Origin of the sequence: Pseudomonas asuensis (assembly GCF_014646755.1) — a bacterium.
Lineage (GTDB): Bacteria > Pseudomonadota > Gammaproteobacteria > Pseudomonadales > Pseudomonadaceae > Chryseomonas > Chryseomonas asuensis.
This window is the reverse complement of sequence record NZ_BMNW01000008.1, coordinates 200,036-213,602: the sequence shown is the minus strand read 5'-3', so window position 1 is coordinate 213,602 and position 13,567 is coordinate 200,036. Positions and strand designations below refer to the sequence as shown.

Annotated in this window: 15 protein-coding genes; 10 read left to right on the top strand and 5 right to left on the bottom strand. The window is 55.4% G+C overall.

The window, feature by feature from the left end:
• Window positions 1–121 precede the first annotated feature (121 nt).
• The 7 genes from IEX86_RS17705 (at window position 122) to IEX86_RS17675 (ending at window position 6,504) form a co-directional block, all read left to right on the top strand.
• Window positions 122–1,780 (top strand): OFA family MFS transporter, encoded by a 1,659-nt coding sequence (locus tag IEX86_RS17705; protein ID WP_188867460.1) that lies wholly within the window; start codon window positions 122–124, stop codon window positions 1,778–1,780.
• Window positions 1,781–1,940: 160 nt separating this feature from the next.
• Complete coding sequence (gene hisB / locus IEX86_RS17700) at window positions 1,941–2,534, top strand: imidazoleglycerol-phosphate dehydratase HisB (protein ID WP_188867459.1); 594 nt, start codon at window positions 1,941–1,943, stop codon at window positions 2,532–2,534.
• A complete protein-coding gene (hisH, locus tag IEX86_RS17695) occupies window positions 2,534–3,172 on the top strand; it encodes an imidazole glycerol phosphate synthase subunit HisH (protein WP_188867458.1) in 639 nt (212 codons plus the stop codon). The genes hisB and hisH overlap by 1 nt, the downstream gene beginning before the upstream one ends.
• A gap of 146 nt (window positions 3,173–3,318) precedes the next feature.
• A complete protein-coding gene (hisA, locus tag IEX86_RS17690) occupies window positions 3,319–4,056 on the top strand; it encodes a 1-(5-phosphoribosyl)-5-[(5-phosphoribosylamino)methylideneamino]imidazole-4-carboxamide isomerase (RefSeq protein WP_188867457.1) in 738 nt (245 codons plus the stop codon).
• Between the two features lie 27 nt (window positions 4,057–4,083).
• On the top strand, window positions 4,084–4,854 hold the full coding sequence (gene hisF, locus IEX86_RS17685) for an imidazole glycerol phosphate synthase subunit HisF (protein WP_188867456.1): 771 nt from the start codon (window positions 4,084–4,086) through the stop codon (window positions 4,852–4,854).
• Window positions 4,855–4,927: 73 nt separating this feature from the next.
• The gene (locus tag IEX86_RS17680) at window positions 4,928–5,686 is read left to right on the top strand and encodes a substrate-binding periplasmic protein (RefSeq protein ID WP_188867455.1); all 759 of its coding nucleotides are present in this window, start codon (window positions 4,928–4,930) and stop codon (window positions 5,684–5,686) included.
• A 62-nt stretch (window positions 5,687–5,748) separates the two neighbouring features.
• Window positions 5,749–6,504 carry a substrate-binding periplasmic protein gene (locus IEX86_RS17675; RefSeq protein WP_188867454.1) on the top strand — a complete coding sequence of 252 codons (756 nt, stop codon included), beginning with the start codon at window positions 5,749–5,751 and terminating at the stop codon, window positions 6,502–6,504.
• Window positions 6,505–6,550: 46 nt separating this feature from the next.
• On the opposite strand, the gene IEX86_RS17670 is transcribed toward IEX86_RS17675, so the two are convergent.
• The 4 genes from IEX86_RS17670 to gpmI all read right to left on the bottom strand — a co-directional run bounded on the left by IEX86_RS17670 (window position 6,551) and on the right by gpmI (window position 11,670).
• Entirely contained in the window at window positions 6,551–7,312 is a 762-nt protein-coding gene (locus IEX86_RS17670) for a divergent polysaccharide deacetylase family protein (RefSeq protein ID WP_188867453.1), read from the bottom strand.
• Complete coding sequence (locus IEX86_RS17665; RefSeq protein WP_188867452.1) at window positions 7,309–8,655, bottom strand: S41 family peptidase; 1,347 nt, start codon at window positions 8,653–8,655, stop codon at window positions 7,309–7,311. The genes IEX86_RS17670 and IEX86_RS17665 overlap by 4 nt, the downstream gene beginning before the upstream one ends.
• Window positions 8,656–8,679: 24 nt before the next feature.
• Complete coding sequence (locus IEX86_RS17660; protein WP_188867558.1) at window positions 8,680–9,945, bottom strand: murein hydrolase activator EnvC family protein; 1,266 nt, start codon at window positions 9,943–9,945, stop codon at window positions 8,680–8,682.
• A 189-nt stretch (window positions 9,946–10,134) separates the two neighbouring features.
• Window positions 10,135–11,670 (bottom strand): 2,3-bisphosphoglycerate-independent phosphoglycerate mutase, encoded by a 1,536-nt coding sequence (gpmI, locus tag IEX86_RS17655; protein WP_188867451.1) that lies wholly within the window; start codon window positions 11,668–11,670, stop codon window positions 10,135–10,137.
• Window positions 11,671–11,823: 153 nt separating this feature from the next.
• Here gpmI and IEX86_RS17650 point away from each other — a divergent pair, with 153 nt between their 5' ends.
• Genes IEX86_RS17650 through secB form a run of 3 tightly spaced genes read left to right on the top strand, consistent with a single transcriptional unit; the run spans window position 11,824 to window position 13,022 of the window.
• On the top strand, window positions 11,824–12,246 hold the full coding sequence (locus tag IEX86_RS17650; RefSeq protein WP_010796137.1) for a rhodanese-like domain-containing protein: 423 nt from the start codon (window positions 11,824–11,826) through the stop codon (window positions 12,244–12,246).
• Between the two features lie 22 nt (window positions 12,247–12,268).
• Window positions 12,269–12,523: a glutaredoxin 3 gene (gene grxC / locus IEX86_RS17645; RefSeq protein ID WP_010796136.1), complete on the top strand. Its 255-nt coding sequence runs from the start codon at window positions 12,269–12,271 to the stop codon at window positions 12,521–12,523.
• 28 nt (window positions 12,524–12,551) lie between these two features.
• Window positions 12,552–13,022 (top strand): protein-export chaperone SecB, encoded by a 471-nt coding sequence (gene secB / locus IEX86_RS17640; protein ID WP_188867450.1) that lies wholly within the window; start codon window positions 12,552–12,554, stop codon window positions 13,020–13,022.
• A gap of 55 nt (window positions 13,023–13,077) precedes the next feature.
• On the opposite strand, the gene IEX86_RS17635 is transcribed toward secB, so the two are convergent.
• Window positions 13,078–13,542 (bottom strand): tRNA (cytidine(34)-2'-O)-methyltransferase, encoded by a 465-nt coding sequence (locus tag IEX86_RS17635; RefSeq protein WP_188867449.1) that lies wholly within the window; start codon window positions 13,540–13,542, stop codon window positions 13,078–13,080.
• Window positions 13,543–13,567 lie beyond the last annotated feature (25 nt).

Below are 13,567 nucleotides of genomic sequence, written 5' to 3'. Positions count from 1 at the left end.
TCGCGCCCCGACTAAAGGAGAATTCGTTCGCGTTTTTGAAAAAAACGGTGCGTTGGGGAATGCCCGGCTTTTCCTGCGAACACTTCAGCGAGTCGCCAACACTTCATATAGGGGATTTTTCATGAGCATTACGCTCACACAGAGCGGCGCCTCCGCTCGTCCCGCTTTCCTGTCCAAGGAACGGATCATTGCCACCCATGGCTTTAATCGCTGGTTGGTGCCACCAGCAGCATTGGCCATTCATATGTGTATCGGTATGGCCTACGGTTTCTCCGTATTCTGGTTGCCATTGTCTCGTGCCGTTGGCATCGATGCACCTATTGCCTGCGCGCCCAGCATGGGTTTCTTTGATCAGCTGTTCGCCACGGGCTGCGACTGGAAAATCTCCCAGTTAGGCTGGATGTATACACTGTTCTTCCTGTTCTTGGGATGCTCGGCTGCCTTTTTCGGCAGTTGGCTGGAACACGCCGGCCCTCGCAAGGCAGGGATTGTGTCAGCGTTTCTGTGGTGTGGCGGTCTGGTTATTTCTGCCATGGGCGTCTACACCCACCATATCTGGCTCCTCTGGCTGGGGGCGGGTGTCATCGGGGGGATTGGCCTGGGGCTCGGTTATATCTCGCCCGTTTCGACGCTCATGAAGTGGTTCCCGGACAAGCGGGGCATGGCGGCCGGTATGGCGATCATGGGGTTTGGTGGTGGCGCGATGGTCGGTGCGCCCCTGGCAGACATGCTGATGCGCCATTTTGCAACGGCTGAAGACGTTGGCGTCTGGCAGTGCTTTCTAGTCCTGGCTGGAGTCTATTTTGTTTTCATGGTTGGTGGCGCGCTGGCATATCGCGTTCCGCCGCCAGGTTGGCGTCCCGAAGGATGGTCCCCTTCGCTGAAGAAGGCCGGTAATGACATGATCACCAGCCGCCATGTGCATGTCAGCAAGGCATGGCGCACGCCCCAGTTCTGGTTGGTGTGGGCAGTGCTCTGCCTGAACGTATCGGCTGGTATCGGTATTCTGGGTATGGCATCGCCCATGCTGCAGGAAGTGTTTGGCGGCCGCCTGATCAACGTCGGTATTCGCTTTAACGACTTGAGCAAGGAGCAACTGGCGCAGATCGCCACAATTGCGGCCGGCTTTACAGGCCTGCTCAGCCTCTTCAATATCGGTGGCCGCTTCTTTTGGGCATCGTTCTCGGATTTTATCGGTCGTAAGGTCACATTTTTTGTGTTCTTTGCACTGGGCTTTGCCTTGTACGCGATCATTCCGTGGACCAGCCACATGGGCAGCGTAGCGCTGTTCGTGTTCACGTTCTGCCTGATCCTGTCTATGTATGGTGGCTGCTTCGCTACAGTGCCGGCTTATCTGGCTGACCTCTTCGGTACGCAGATGGTGGGTGCGATCCATGGTCGCCTGCTTACTGCCTGGGCTGCTGCCGGTATTTTTGGTCCGGTGCTGGTGAACTACCTGCGTGAATATCAGCTGAGCCTGGGCGTTCCCCGTGCAGCTGTCTATGACACCACGCTGTATATCCTGTCGGGCCTGTTGATCCTTGGCTTTATTTGCAACCTGCTGGTACGTCCGGTGGCTGACAAGCACTTCATGACTGAGGCAGAGCTTGCTGTTGAGCGTTCCAAAAGCAACGACAACAACTTCGATAACCTTGTGATCGAATGGTCAGCTGATTCATCCAGCAAGACTTGGGTCATCCTGGCCTGGGCTGTTGTAGTTATTCCGTTGGCCTGGGGGGTTCTGATTACCCTGGGTAAAACAGCGGTGCTGCTCGGCTAAGCGACATCACTCGCGGCAGGTGCAATGCCTGCCGCGACTCTCTCCACTCGTCCCATCTTGCCTTCTGTTTCTCTTTAGATGCCTTTCACGGCTTCTGCTTCCTGGCTGTGGCTTCTATACTGTTTACCCTTTTTTGCCCTCTCATTCCGCGGAGCAGGTAATGGCCGAACGCAAGGCAGTCGTCGAGCGCAATACCCTGGAAACCCAGGTCAAGGTATCCATCAATCTGGATGGCACCGGACAAGCCCGATTTGACATCGGGGTTCCCTTTCTTGAGCACATGCTGGATCAGATCGCCCGTCATGGGCTGATTGATCTGGACATCCATTGCAAGGGCGACCTGCATATCGACGATCACCATACCGTTGAGGACGTGGGTATCACGCTGGGACAGGCCTTTGCCCAAGCCATCGGCGATAAGAAAGGCATCTACCGTTATGGACATGCCTATGTGCCGCTGGACGAGGCGTTGTCCCGCGTCGTCATTGATTTTTCCGGTCGTCCCGGCCTGCATTGGCACGTACCGTTTACCCGGGCTACGGTCGGTGGCTTCGATGTCGATCTGTTCATCGAATTTTTCCAGGGCTTTGTCAATCACGCCCAGGTAACCCTGCATGTCGATAATCTGCGTGGTATCAATACCCACCACCAGATCGAGACAGTCTTCAAGGCGTTCGGTCGTGCGTTGCGCATGGCGGTAAGCCACGACGAGCGCATGGCTGGGCAGATGCCGTCTACCAAGGGGTGTCTCTGATGCAGACGGTAGCAGTCATCGACTATGGCATGGGCAACCTGCACTCGGTTGCCAAGGCGCTTGAGTATTCGGGCGGCGCACGTGTGCTGGTCACAGGTGATCCGCAGGTCATTCGGGAGGCAGATCGCATCGTCCTGCCAGGCGTAGGGGCTATCCGCGACTGTATGGGGGAGATTCGTCGCCTGGGTATCGATGCGTTGGTTCGCGAGGTTAGCCAGGACCGCCCGTTCCTGGGCGTCTGTGTGGGCATGCAAGCATTGATGGAAACCAGCGAGGAAAACAACGGCATTGATTGCATCGGCCTGTTTCCTGGCCGTGTGCGCCGCTTCCCTGCAGACATGGCGGAGAATGGTGAAAAGCTCAAAGTCCCGCACATGGGCTGGAACGAGGTCGCACATACGCTTGATCATCCGCTCTGGCATGGTATCCCCGATCAGAGCCGCTTCTACTTTGTGCACAGCTATTACATCGAAGCCGGTAATGCGCGTCAGGTAGCGGGTCGAGGTCATTATGGCGTGGACTTTACCGCAGCGTTGGCTGACGGCTCTCGCTTTGCCACGCAGTTCCATCCTGAGAAGAGTGCAACCTGTGGTTTGCAGCTCTATCAGAACTTCGTTGCCTGGGACGGACGCTGGTAAGTCTGGCTGCCTGAATTAGTCGTCATGGCAAGGCTTGAACACAATTAAAGCCAACCCATGGCGTTTTATCACCATTAGCGAATGCATTCCTGACGGGGCTGAACCTGCGCCAAGCAGACCGTCCTGAGTGCCTTGGGTAGAGATCTATGCTGATTATTCCTGCGATTGATTTGAAAGACGGCGCCTGTGTGCGCCTGCGTCAGGGCCGTATGGACGATTCCACAGTTTTTTCTGACGATCCTGTGAGCATGGCCGCCAAGTGGGTTGATGGCGGTTGCCGCCGCTTGCACTTGGTTGATTTAAACGGGGCGTTCGAAGGCCAGCCGGTCAATGGTGAGGTGGTTACCGCCATTGCCAAGCGCTATCCCTCCCTGCCTATCCAGATTGGCGGTGGCATCCGCTCGCTGGAAACGATCGAGCACTATGTAAAAGCGGGCGTCAGCTACGTCATTATCGGTACCAAGGCTGTTAAGGAACCAGAATTTGTCGCCGAAGCCTGCCGGGCCTTCCCTGGGAAGGTCATTGTTGGGCTGGATGCCAAGGATGGCTTTGTTGCCACCGATGGCTGGGCTGAAGTCAGCCAAGTGCAGGTAATTGATCTGGCCAAGCGCTTCGAAGCTGACGGCGTTTCGGCAATCGTTTATACCGATATTGCCCGTGACGGCATGATGCAGGGATGCAACGTACCGTTTACTGCCGCGCTGGCAAACGCTACCCGAATTCCTGTCATTGCGTCAGGCGGTATCCATAACCTGGGCGATATCCAGAATCTGCTGGATGCCAAGGCGCCCGGCATCATCGGCGCCATTACCGGTCGCGCAATTTACGAAGGCACCCTGGACGTGGCAGAAGCACAAGCCTTGTGCGACCGTTACCAGGCATAACACAGGCCTAAAGACGAGGGATACCGTATGGCACTTGCCAAGAGAATCATCCCCTGCCTCGACGTGGACAATGGTCGCGTGGTGAAGGGTGTCAAGTTTGAAAATATCCGTGATGCTGGAGATCCAGTAGAGATCGCTCGCCGTTACAACGAGCAAGGGGCAGATGAAATCACGTTCCTGGATATTACGGCTAGTCACCAGGGCCGTGATACTACGCTGCATACGGTCGAGCGCATGGCCAGTCAGGTATTCATCCCGCTGACGGTAGGTGGGGGCGTTCGCTCGGTACAGGATATCCGTAACTTGCTCAACGCCGGTGCAGACAAGGTCTCGATCAATACGGCTGCAGTTTTTACGCCTGAGTTTGTGGGAGAGGCGGCGGACCGTTTCGGCTCACAATGCATTGTTGTGGCAATCGACGCCAAGAAAGTATCGGGCCCGGGTGAAACGCCGCGTTGGGAGATCTTTACCCATGGTGGACGTAAGCCAACCGGGCTGGATGCCGTTGTCTGGGCGCGAAAGATGGAGGACTTGGGCGCAGGTGAAATCCTGCTGACCAGCATGGATCAGGACGGCACCAAGAGCGGTTTTGATCTGGGCGTCACTCGGGCCATCAGCGAGGCCGTTAATATTCCTGTTATTGCTTCAGGTGGCGTGGGCAACCTTGAGCATTTGGCAGCAGGTATTTTAGAGGGCAAGGCCTCTGCTGTATTAGCGGCCAGTATCTTCCATTTCGGAGAATACAGCGTGCCTCAGGCCAAGGCTTACATGGCTGAACGAGGCATTGTGGTCCGTTAAATAGAGACTTGCATCACGCTTGGCACGCTTCCTGTTATAGAAACTGCCCAAAAACAAAGCAGGAGGCGTGTCCATGTTGAAGTTTTTCATGGTGTTTTGGGCCAGTGTATTGGTAAGCAGCGCCGGAGCTGTGCAGGCAGCCAGTGCCCACAATCGCATTGATCTACTGACAGAAAATTTTCCGCCCTACAACATGTCAGTCGATGGCAAGAACTTCGCACAGGAAGAAAGCCTGAGCGGAATTGCCGTAGATATCGTCAGGGAAGCCTGTAAGCGGGCTGGGATTCCCTATTCCATGACGCTCCGTTTCCCTTGGGAGCGTATTTACAAAACCGCACTGGAACAACCTGGGTACGGTGTATTTGTAACAGCTCGCCTCCCCGAGAGGGAAGACTCCTTCAAGTGGGTTGGGCCGATTGGGCCGGATGACTGGATTCTCCTTGCCCGAGCAGACTCTTCGCTAAAAATTGGCAGCTTGGATGACGTAAAGCGTCAGGGTTTGCGCATTGGCGCCTATAAAGGTGATGCAATCGCTGAGGATTTAGTGAAGCAGGGCATAAATCCAGACCTTTCACTGCGTGATCAAGAGAATGTTCAGAAACTGCAGACCAACCAGATCGATGTATGGGCAACGGGCGATCCCGCGGGCCGCTATTTAGCACGTCAGCAAGGTATCACCGACTTCAAAACCGTTTTACGGTTTAACGAAAGTCAGCTTTTTCTCGCTTTAAATAAGCAAACTCCAGACGATGTGGTGCAAAAACTGCAAAACACATTGGAGCAGATGCGTAAGGACGGTGAGGTTCAGCGCATCCTGGAGCGTTATCTTTAAATAAGCATGCGACTGTGCTTTGCCGGTGGCACAGCGGTTATAAGAAACAAGGAGCTGAAGTGATGTCCAAGTCGATATTGCGTGTAGTGTTGTTAGGGCTGTTGTTAGGAACAGGTGCGGCAAAGGCCGAGGTCTCTGGAAACTACTCGATGGTCCTGCTGACTGAGAACTTCCCGCCATTCAATATGGCTGTGGACGAAAAGAACTTTGCCAAGGATGACGGGATTGACGGCATCAGCACGGATATCGTCCGTGAAATGTTCAAACGCGCCGGAATCAAGTACTCGCTTTCTCTGCGTTTCCCTTGGGACAGACTCTATAACCTGGCGTTGGAAAATCCGAATTACGCCTTGTTCTCTACCTCTCGTACACCTGCCCGTGAGTCGCAATTCAAATGGGTAGGACCCTTGGGCAAGACCCGTAAGGTATTGATGTCGACCACCGCCAGCAATATCAAGCTGACCAACTTGGAAGGCGCGAACAAGTACAAGATCGGTACTTACAAGAGCTCGGCAGTAAGCCAGATCCTGGCTGACAAGAAGATTCCGTTTACCGAGTCCCTGCGTGATCAGGAGAACGTCAGCAAGCTGGAAAAGGGTGAGATAGACTTCTGGGCAACTACTGACGTTGTGGCACGGTATCTGGCCAAGCAGGAAGGCGTGTCTGATCTGCAAACTGCGCTGGTCATCGATGAGGCCGATCTATACCTGGCGGTTAACAAAGACACACCTGACGACGTAGTCGCCAAGCTTCAGAAGACGTTGGATGAGATGCGTAAAGAAGGCGTAGTCGATCAGATCACCAATAACTACCTGTAATCCCATGAACAGGTGGAAAAACGGAGCGTAGGCTCCGTTTTTTATTTTAGCGATACACACCATTCTTGCCATGACCTGCCATGGCTTTGTTGCTGCGTAGGGCAATCATCTGTTCAACGTCGACAATCTCGATACCGCTGGCTATCAGTTTGGGTAGCTCTCGCTCCAGAACACTGAGAGTGGCCGGGCGAGGGTGACCAATGAGAACAGCCGTCCCTTGCTTGCGTGCCAGTCTGACTCCCTCTTGTAGCTGGGCGGCGATCGCATCGGGCTGGTTTACATTGTCCAGGAATACGTCTCGGGAAAGGCTGGCTAATCCAATCTTTTGGGCCTCGGCTGCGGCTACAGTGGCTGCGCTGGTGCGGCTGTCCAGAAAAAACAAGGATTTGGCCTGCAGCGTTTGCATCAGCTGGCTCATGGCCGGGCGATCAGCTGTCATCCGGCTGCCCTCATGATTGTTGACCCCGCTTACATAAGGGACAGTGGCCAGGGCGTTTTCAAGGCGTTTCAAGCGCTCCTCGGCTGAAAGCTCAGGGTGCCACGCAAACGGTCCGCCGGCAGGGTCCATGGGTAGGTGAAGAATGACCGTACGGCCTGCCTTGTGGGCCTCGCGTGCCAGAATGGCACCGTGGAGGGTATCCGGCATAATAGCCAGGGTCACAGGTCCAGGTAGCCCAAGGACTCGACGGTCTTGAGAAAGGTTCTGCCCCAGGTCATCAATTACGATGCTCATGCGCGGTGGCTCTGCTGCAATGGCTCCTGCTGCCAGAGCAAGCAGCAAGAGCGAGCCGATCCATCGCTTGATCACTGATTACGCGTGATGCTCAGCCCTTTCAAGAGGCTGAGGGCTTGGGACAGCTGGAAGTCATCATCCTGTGGGCGAGGCGTCTGATTAGGCGCCTTGCTACCGGTAGGACGATCCGGGCCACCATTAGCATTACCCAGGTGGCCGGCCAGATCAGCTTCCTTGAAGAACTCTGGGTTATCTTCCGGTGTGACTTTGGCTGGCGCTACTGCCACGTCAGGCGTGATGCCCTGGGCCTGGATCGAGCGGCCCTTTGGCGTGAAGTACAACGCTGTGGTCAGCTTGAGTGCACGGTCGTTGTTAAGTGGCAGAACAGTCTGGACCGATCCCTTGCCGAATGTATCCGTGCCCATCAGGATGCCACGCTTGGAGTCCTGTAAGGCACCCGCCACGATTTCGGCTGCCGATGCACTACCGCCGTTGATGAGAACGACGAGTGGGACACCTTCGCTGGGATCGGCCGCATCGGCCGAGAAGCTCAGTTCGGAGTTCTGAATACGACCTTTCGTGTAGACGATCAGCCCCTTGGTCATGAAGGCATCAGCAACTTCTACAGCCGCCTGTAATACGCCGCCCGGGTTGTTGCGCAGGTCAAGTACCAAGCCGTTGAGCTTATTGCCCTTGTTGTCCTTGCGTAGCTGTTGGAAGGCTTTTACCACTTCATCGCCCGTGTTTACCTGGAACTGCGAGAGGCGCAACAGGCCATAGTTAGGTTCCAGCAGTTGTGCTTTAACGCTTTTAACCTTGATGACCGCCCGGTTGAGTTTGACATCGAAAGGACGCCCACCGCCGCGCACGATAGTCAGCGTAATCGGACTACCGATCTTGCCGCGCATCTTGTCTACCGACTGACTGATGGACTGACCCTTGGTGGGCTGCCCATCGATCTTGACGATCAGATCCCCAGGTTGAATGCCGGCCTTGGCAGCAGGCGTGTCGTCGATGGGGGAGACGACCTTCACGAAGCCATCTTCCTGACCTACCTCGATACCCAGGCCGCCAAACTCACCACTGGTAGTTTCTTGCAGCTCTGCAAAGTCCTTGGGTTCAAGGTATGCAGAGTGAGGGTCCAGATTGCTCAGCATGCCCTTGATGGCATTTTCGAGCAGAGTTTTGTCATCCACCGGCTCGACATAGGCCGCCTTGATACGATCCATCACTTCGGCGAACGTACGCAGCTCTTCGAGTGGAAGCGGGGCGCTGTTGAGTGGCGCTGCTGTCCCATCAACCGGAGTCACCGCGGCGGGCACTTCTCCTGGCGTCTGTTGCTGGGCCCAGGCGGTTGAGACGCCACTCAGCCCTATCAGCGAGAGAGCCAAGGCGGTGAGACGAAAGCAATGCGGCATGCGTAGCTCCTAATGTGTCCGGCACTAACCCTGGGCACGGCACCAGGTAAGTGGATCCGACGGACGACCCTTCTGACGTATGGCGAAATAGAGGGCAGGGGTGTCCTGACCTCCACTGGTCCCGACGGTTGCAATCGCTTCGCCCGCCTTGACTTGATCACCTGCACTCTTTAACAAGCTTTGATTATGCCCATATAAACTGAGGTAGCCGTTGCCATGATCAATAATCACCAGCTGTCCAGCCCCTCGTAACCAGTCGGCAAACACTACCCGGCCCGCGTGAATGGCATGTACCTGGGTTCCTGCGCTGGCTGAAATCAGCACACCGTCCCATTTGGCTCGCGGGTCATCACCACGCGGACTACCAAAGCGCGCCAGCAGGCGACCATTCACAGGCCAGGGCAGCTTGCCCTGTGCACTGGCAAACGGACCGCCAAAGCCTGGTGCAGAACTAGACACCGCAAGGCCCGGTGTGTTCGTTGGTCGTGTCGTTTTGCTGACTGCACGACTACGCTCTTCTGCCTCACGAGCCTGTGCCAATGCGCGCTGGCGAGCCTGCTCGGCCTCACGTGCCTGGCGGGCCAGCGTCTCTTCAATGGTCTTCAGAACTTTGCCGAGCTCTGCCTGATCCTGCTCGCGCGACTGCAACGCACGGTTACGGTTGGAGTAGTCACTGTTCAGCTTGGCCAATGTCTCCTGGCGTGCCTTACGAACTTCGGCCAGCTTCTCCTGACGCTCCTGCAAAGAGGCTTGCTGTGCTGTGAGCTGCGATTGCTCATTACGAATGTCGCTTTCTACACCCGCCAACTGTTTCAGGGTGTCGTTAAAGGTAGCGAGCTGATCGAGGCGGGCCTGATTGACGTAATTGTAATAGGTCAGGGTACGACTGACCTTTTCCGGCTGCTCCTGATTCAAAAGCAGCTTCAAATATTCCTGACGGCCGCTTTGATAAGCGGCCCGAATCTGGATGGCAATTAGTTTTTGTTGCTCAAGGCGTGATTGGTCGAGTTTTTTTTTCTGTTCATCCAGGTCGTTTAGCTTTTCCTGACTTTGGTCTAGCTGATCCTGGAGATCCTTGACCTGCTTTTCCAGGTCGCCCATCTCTGTTTCGGTCGCTTTGAGCTGCTTTTGCACGCCGGACTTTTCTGTCTGGATGCCTTGCAAAAGCTTCTGTAGCTCGGCGATGTCACGCTTGGTAGCTTCCAGCTGGCGCTGAGCATCCTCGCGCTGATCGGCCATGGCCGGAGTAAGCAGGCATGCAAGAAGAACGAGGGTAAGGGCGCGAAGCATCAAGTAACAAATATCCCATGAGGAAGCGCCCTAGTATGCACGGGGCGGCTGGCAAAAAAAACGGCGAGACGAGCCGCAGATGACTAGGTGCTCTTTTATTGGAAGATTACTGCCGTAGACAGGAGTACCGCTGAGCCATTTAAGACGCAACGATACTCCCGATTGGGCACATTGGTAGGCGGCGCTGCCTTAATTCACGGTAATGATCGTACGTCCGGTCATTTCCTTGGGTTGCTCCATGCCCATGAGCGTGAGCAGGGTTGGCGCCACATCGGCCAGCACACCGCCTTCGCGGATGTGAACAGACCGCTTGCCAACATAAACGAACGGAACCGGCTCGGTGGTATGTGCCGTATGCGCCTGGCCTGTCGACTCATCTTCCATCTGCTCGACGTTGCCATGGTCTGCCGTAATAATGGCTTCGCCGCCAACTTTGTCCAGCGCCTCTACAATACGGCCCATGCAGACATCCAGGTATTCGACAGCCTTTACCGCTGCCTCGAATACGCCGGTATGACCCACCATGTCGCCATTGGCATAGTTGGCGATAATGACGTCGTAGCGCTGGTTTTCGATGGCATCGACAATTCTGTCGGTCACTTCCGGTGCGCTCATTTCCGGTTGCATGTCGTAGGTGGCGACTTTGGGTGATGGGATCAGAATGCGCTCTTCGCCTTCAAATGGCTCTTCCCGGCCACCAGAAAAGAAGAACGTCACGTGCGCATACTTCTCGGTTTCGGCAATCCGCAGCTGAGTCTTGCCATTTTTGGCCAGGTACTCACCCAGGACATTGTTCAGGCTTTCTGGCGCAAAGGCGCTGGGTGCAGGAATACTGGCGGCATATTGCGTCAGCATGACGTAGCCTGTCAGGTTCAGCGTGCGGGTGCGGGGGAATTCCTTGAAGTCCGGCTCAACGAACGCACGTGAAAGCTCACGAGCACGGTCAGCACGGAAGTTCATGAACACAACGGCATCGCCGTCTTCCACTTTGACGGGGGCGCCGACGGTTGTTGCCTTGACAAACTCATCGCTCTCGCCGCGCTCATAGGCAGCATTGAGGCCCTCGGTGGCAGTGGCCGCATGGTATTCCGCAGTGCCGTCCGTAATGAGATTGTACGCTGCCGATACACGGTCCCAGCGATTATCGCGGTCCATCGAGAAGTAGCGGCCAATGAGCGAGGCTATACGGCCCTTGCCCAGGCGAGCAAAGGTTGCTTCAAGCAGGTCAATTGAGCTTTGAGCGCTCTTGGGCGGCGTGTCGCGACCGTCGAGAAACGCGTGCAGATAGATCTTTTCGGCGCCGCGTTTGGCTGCCAGCTCAGCCATGGCAACCAGATGGTCTTGGTGGCTATGGACGCCGCCATCGGACATCAGGCCCAGGATGTGGACAGCCTTGCCTGCACCAACAGCCTTGTCGACCGCTTCGCCAATGACCGGATTCTCGAAAAACTCACCATCGCGAATAGCCTTGGTGATGCGGGTGAAATCCTGATATACCACGCGGCCGGCTCCCAGGTTCATATGACCGACCTCAGAGTTACCCATCTGGCCGTCAGGCAGGCCCACATCCATGCCGGAGCCAGAGATCAGACCATGAGGTTGAGTCGCCAGAAGGCGGTCCCAGACCGGCTTTTTTGCCGCGTAAATGGCATTGTGCTTGGTTTCCTCGCTGTGGCCAAAGCCGTCGAGGATGATCAGGACCAGAGGTTTGGGTGTGAATGCCATGATTTCGGACTCTTGTTAGCGCTGTTTCGAAAGGCAACGGGTTATCTGAAGTGTAACTGCCAAACGCCTAACGACGCCACGCACGCAGGGTATGGTGCATGAGGTCGCGTGTGTATACTGGCCAGCATTTTTTGACTCCGGATACTTCGTGCCATGCAATTCGTTTCCCGGCTGATCGAGTTCGCCACTCACCATTACTTGCTTGTTGGCGCCTTGTTGGTGCTCTTGATCCTTCTGCTGATACACGAGACACGTCGTAGCGGGCGTAGCCTGTCAACGGCGGAGCTGACTAAGCTTCTCAATACAGAGCAGGGCATTGTGCTGGACATTCGTCCGAAGAAGGAGTTCGCTACCGGTCACATCGTCGGCGCAGTGAATATTCCTCAGGACAAACTGGCCAGCAGCCTGTCCCAATTAGAGAAGCACAAGGACAAGACCCTTATCGTCGTCGACAGTAACGGCCAACAGGCTGGTGCTGCCTGCACACCACTACAACAGGCTGGGTTTACTACGGCCCGGTTGACTGGAGGTCTCTCCACCTGGCGTGGGGAAAACCTGCCACTCGTGAAAAACTAATTGTCGGACAGGAGGTACTTTCATGCCTGAAGTTATCATCTACACCAGTGCCTGGTGTCCTTACTGCCATCGAGCCAAGCATTTACTCGACAGTAAAGGTGTGAAGTACCAAGAAATTGCCGTCGATGGCCAGCCCGCCGTGCGCAGTGAAATGACACGTAAGGCCGGCCGGACCAGTGTTCCACAGATCTGGATTGGCGAAACCCATGTGGGTGGCTGCGATGATCTGTACGCGCTCGAGCGCTCAGGCCGTCTCGACCCGCTCCTCTCTGCCTGAATCAACCGATAAACGATAAGGTTCTGTCATGACTGATAACCTCAACGGAGCGCAGCAGACTGAAGAAGGCGCTCAGTTCTCCCTGCAACGTATTTATATTCGCGACCTGTCTTTCGAGGCGCCCAAGAGCCCGGACATCTTCCGTCAGGACTGGCAGCCTAACGTCAATCTGGACCTGTCCACTCGGCAAAAAGCGTTAAACGAAGATTTCTATGAAGTTGTTCTCACACTGACTGTAACGGTTAAGAACAATGAAGAGACCGCCTTTGTTGCTGAGGTGCAGCAGGCTGGTATCTTCCTGATCAAAGGTCTGGACGCGTCTTCCATGAGCCATGCTCTGGGCGCTTTCTGCCCGAACATCCTGTTCCCCTACGCGCGTGAAACGCTGGACAACATGGTCGTACGGGGTTCCTTCCCGGCGCTGATGCTGTCGCCAGTAAACTTCGACGCGCTGTATGCTCAAGAGCTCTCTCGCATGCAGACTGCCGGTCAGGCCTGATCCAGGCTGTAAGTTGAAAAACGCCCTTATGGGCGTTTTTTTATGCCGCCGCGCTCTACTCCGGCATGAAAAACCCCAATTGACGCCAACCCTCATACACGGTGATGGCTACTGCATTGGAGAGATTAAGGCTACGGCGGTCTGGCAGCATGGGAAGGCGTAGCAAATGTTCGTGGGGAAGGGCATCGCGGATATCGGCTGGCAGTCCTCGGCTTTCAGGGCCGAACAGCAAGGCATCGCCTATCTGATAGGTGATATCGGCGTAGGATTGTGTGGCCTTGGTGGAAAAGGCCAGCAGCCGGCGGGGTTGTAAATCTGCTATACAAGCTGACAGGGATGGATGACACCGCACGGTTGACCATTCATGGTAGTCCAGTCCGGCGCGCCGCAGTTTCTTGTCATCAAGCGCAAAGCCAAGTGGCTCGATCAGATGCAGACGGCAACCGGTAATGGCACATAAGCGAATGATATTGCCCGTATTGGGCGGAATTTCCGGCTCGAACAGAATGACGTCAAACATGGTAGCTAATACAGAAATAAAGAAC

What these genes read in the sequence shown, in the direction of transcription:
- IEX86_RS17705 (WP_188867460.1), top strand. Translation starts at nt 122, where the DNA reads ATGAGCATTACGCTCACACAGAGCGGCGCCTCCGCTCGTCCCGCTTTC.
- hisB (WP_188867459.1), top strand. Translation starts at nt 1,941, where the DNA reads ATGGCCGAACGCAAGGCAGTCGTCGAGCGCAATACCCTGGAAACCCAG.
- hisH (WP_188867458.1), top strand. Translation starts at nt 2,534, where the DNA reads ATGCAGACGGTAGCAGTCATCGACTATGGCATGGGCAACCTGCACTCG.
- hisA (WP_188867457.1), top strand. Translation starts at nt 3,319, where the DNA reads ATGCTGATTATTCCTGCGATTGATTTGAAAGACGGCGCCTGTGTGCGC.
- hisF (WP_188867456.1), top strand. Translation starts at nt 4,084, where the DNA reads ATGGCACTTGCCAAGAGAATCATCCCCTGCCTCGACGTGGACAATGGT.
- IEX86_RS17680 (WP_188867455.1), top strand. Translation starts at nt 4,928, where the DNA reads ATGTTGAAGTTTTTCATGGTGTTTTGGGCCAGTGTATTGGTAAGCAGC.
- IEX86_RS17675 (WP_188867454.1), top strand. Translation starts at nt 5,749, where the DNA reads ATGTCCAAGTCGATATTGCGTGTAGTGTTGTTAGGGCTGTTGTTAGGA.
- IEX86_RS17665 (WP_188867452.1), bottom strand. Translation starts at nt 8,655, where the DNA reads ATGCCGCATTGCTTTCGTCTCACCGCCTTGGCTCTCTCGCTGATAGGG.
- IEX86_RS17660 (WP_188867558.1), bottom strand. Translation starts at nt 9,945, where the DNA reads ATGCTTCGCGCCCTTACCCTCGTTCTTCTTGCATGCCTGCTTACTCCG.
- gpmI (WP_188867451.1), bottom strand. Translation starts at nt 11,670, where the DNA reads ATGGCATTCACACCCAAACCTCTGGTCCTGATCATCCTCGACGGCTTT.
- IEX86_RS17650 (WP_010796137.1), top strand. Translation starts at nt 11,824, where the DNA reads ATGCAATTCGTTTCCCGGCTGATCGAGTTCGCCACTCACCATTACTTG.
- grxC (WP_010796136.1), top strand. Translation starts at nt 12,269, where the DNA reads ATGCCTGAAGTTATCATCTACACCAGTGCCTGGTGTCCTTACTGCCAT.
- secB (WP_188867450.1), top strand. Translation starts at nt 12,552, where the DNA reads ATGACTGATAACCTCAACGGAGCGCAGCAGACTGAAGAAGGCGCTCAG.
- IEX86_RS17635 (WP_188867449.1), bottom strand. Translation starts at nt 13,542, where the DNA reads ATGTTTGACGTCATTCTGTTCGAGCCGGAAATTCCGCCCAATACGGGC.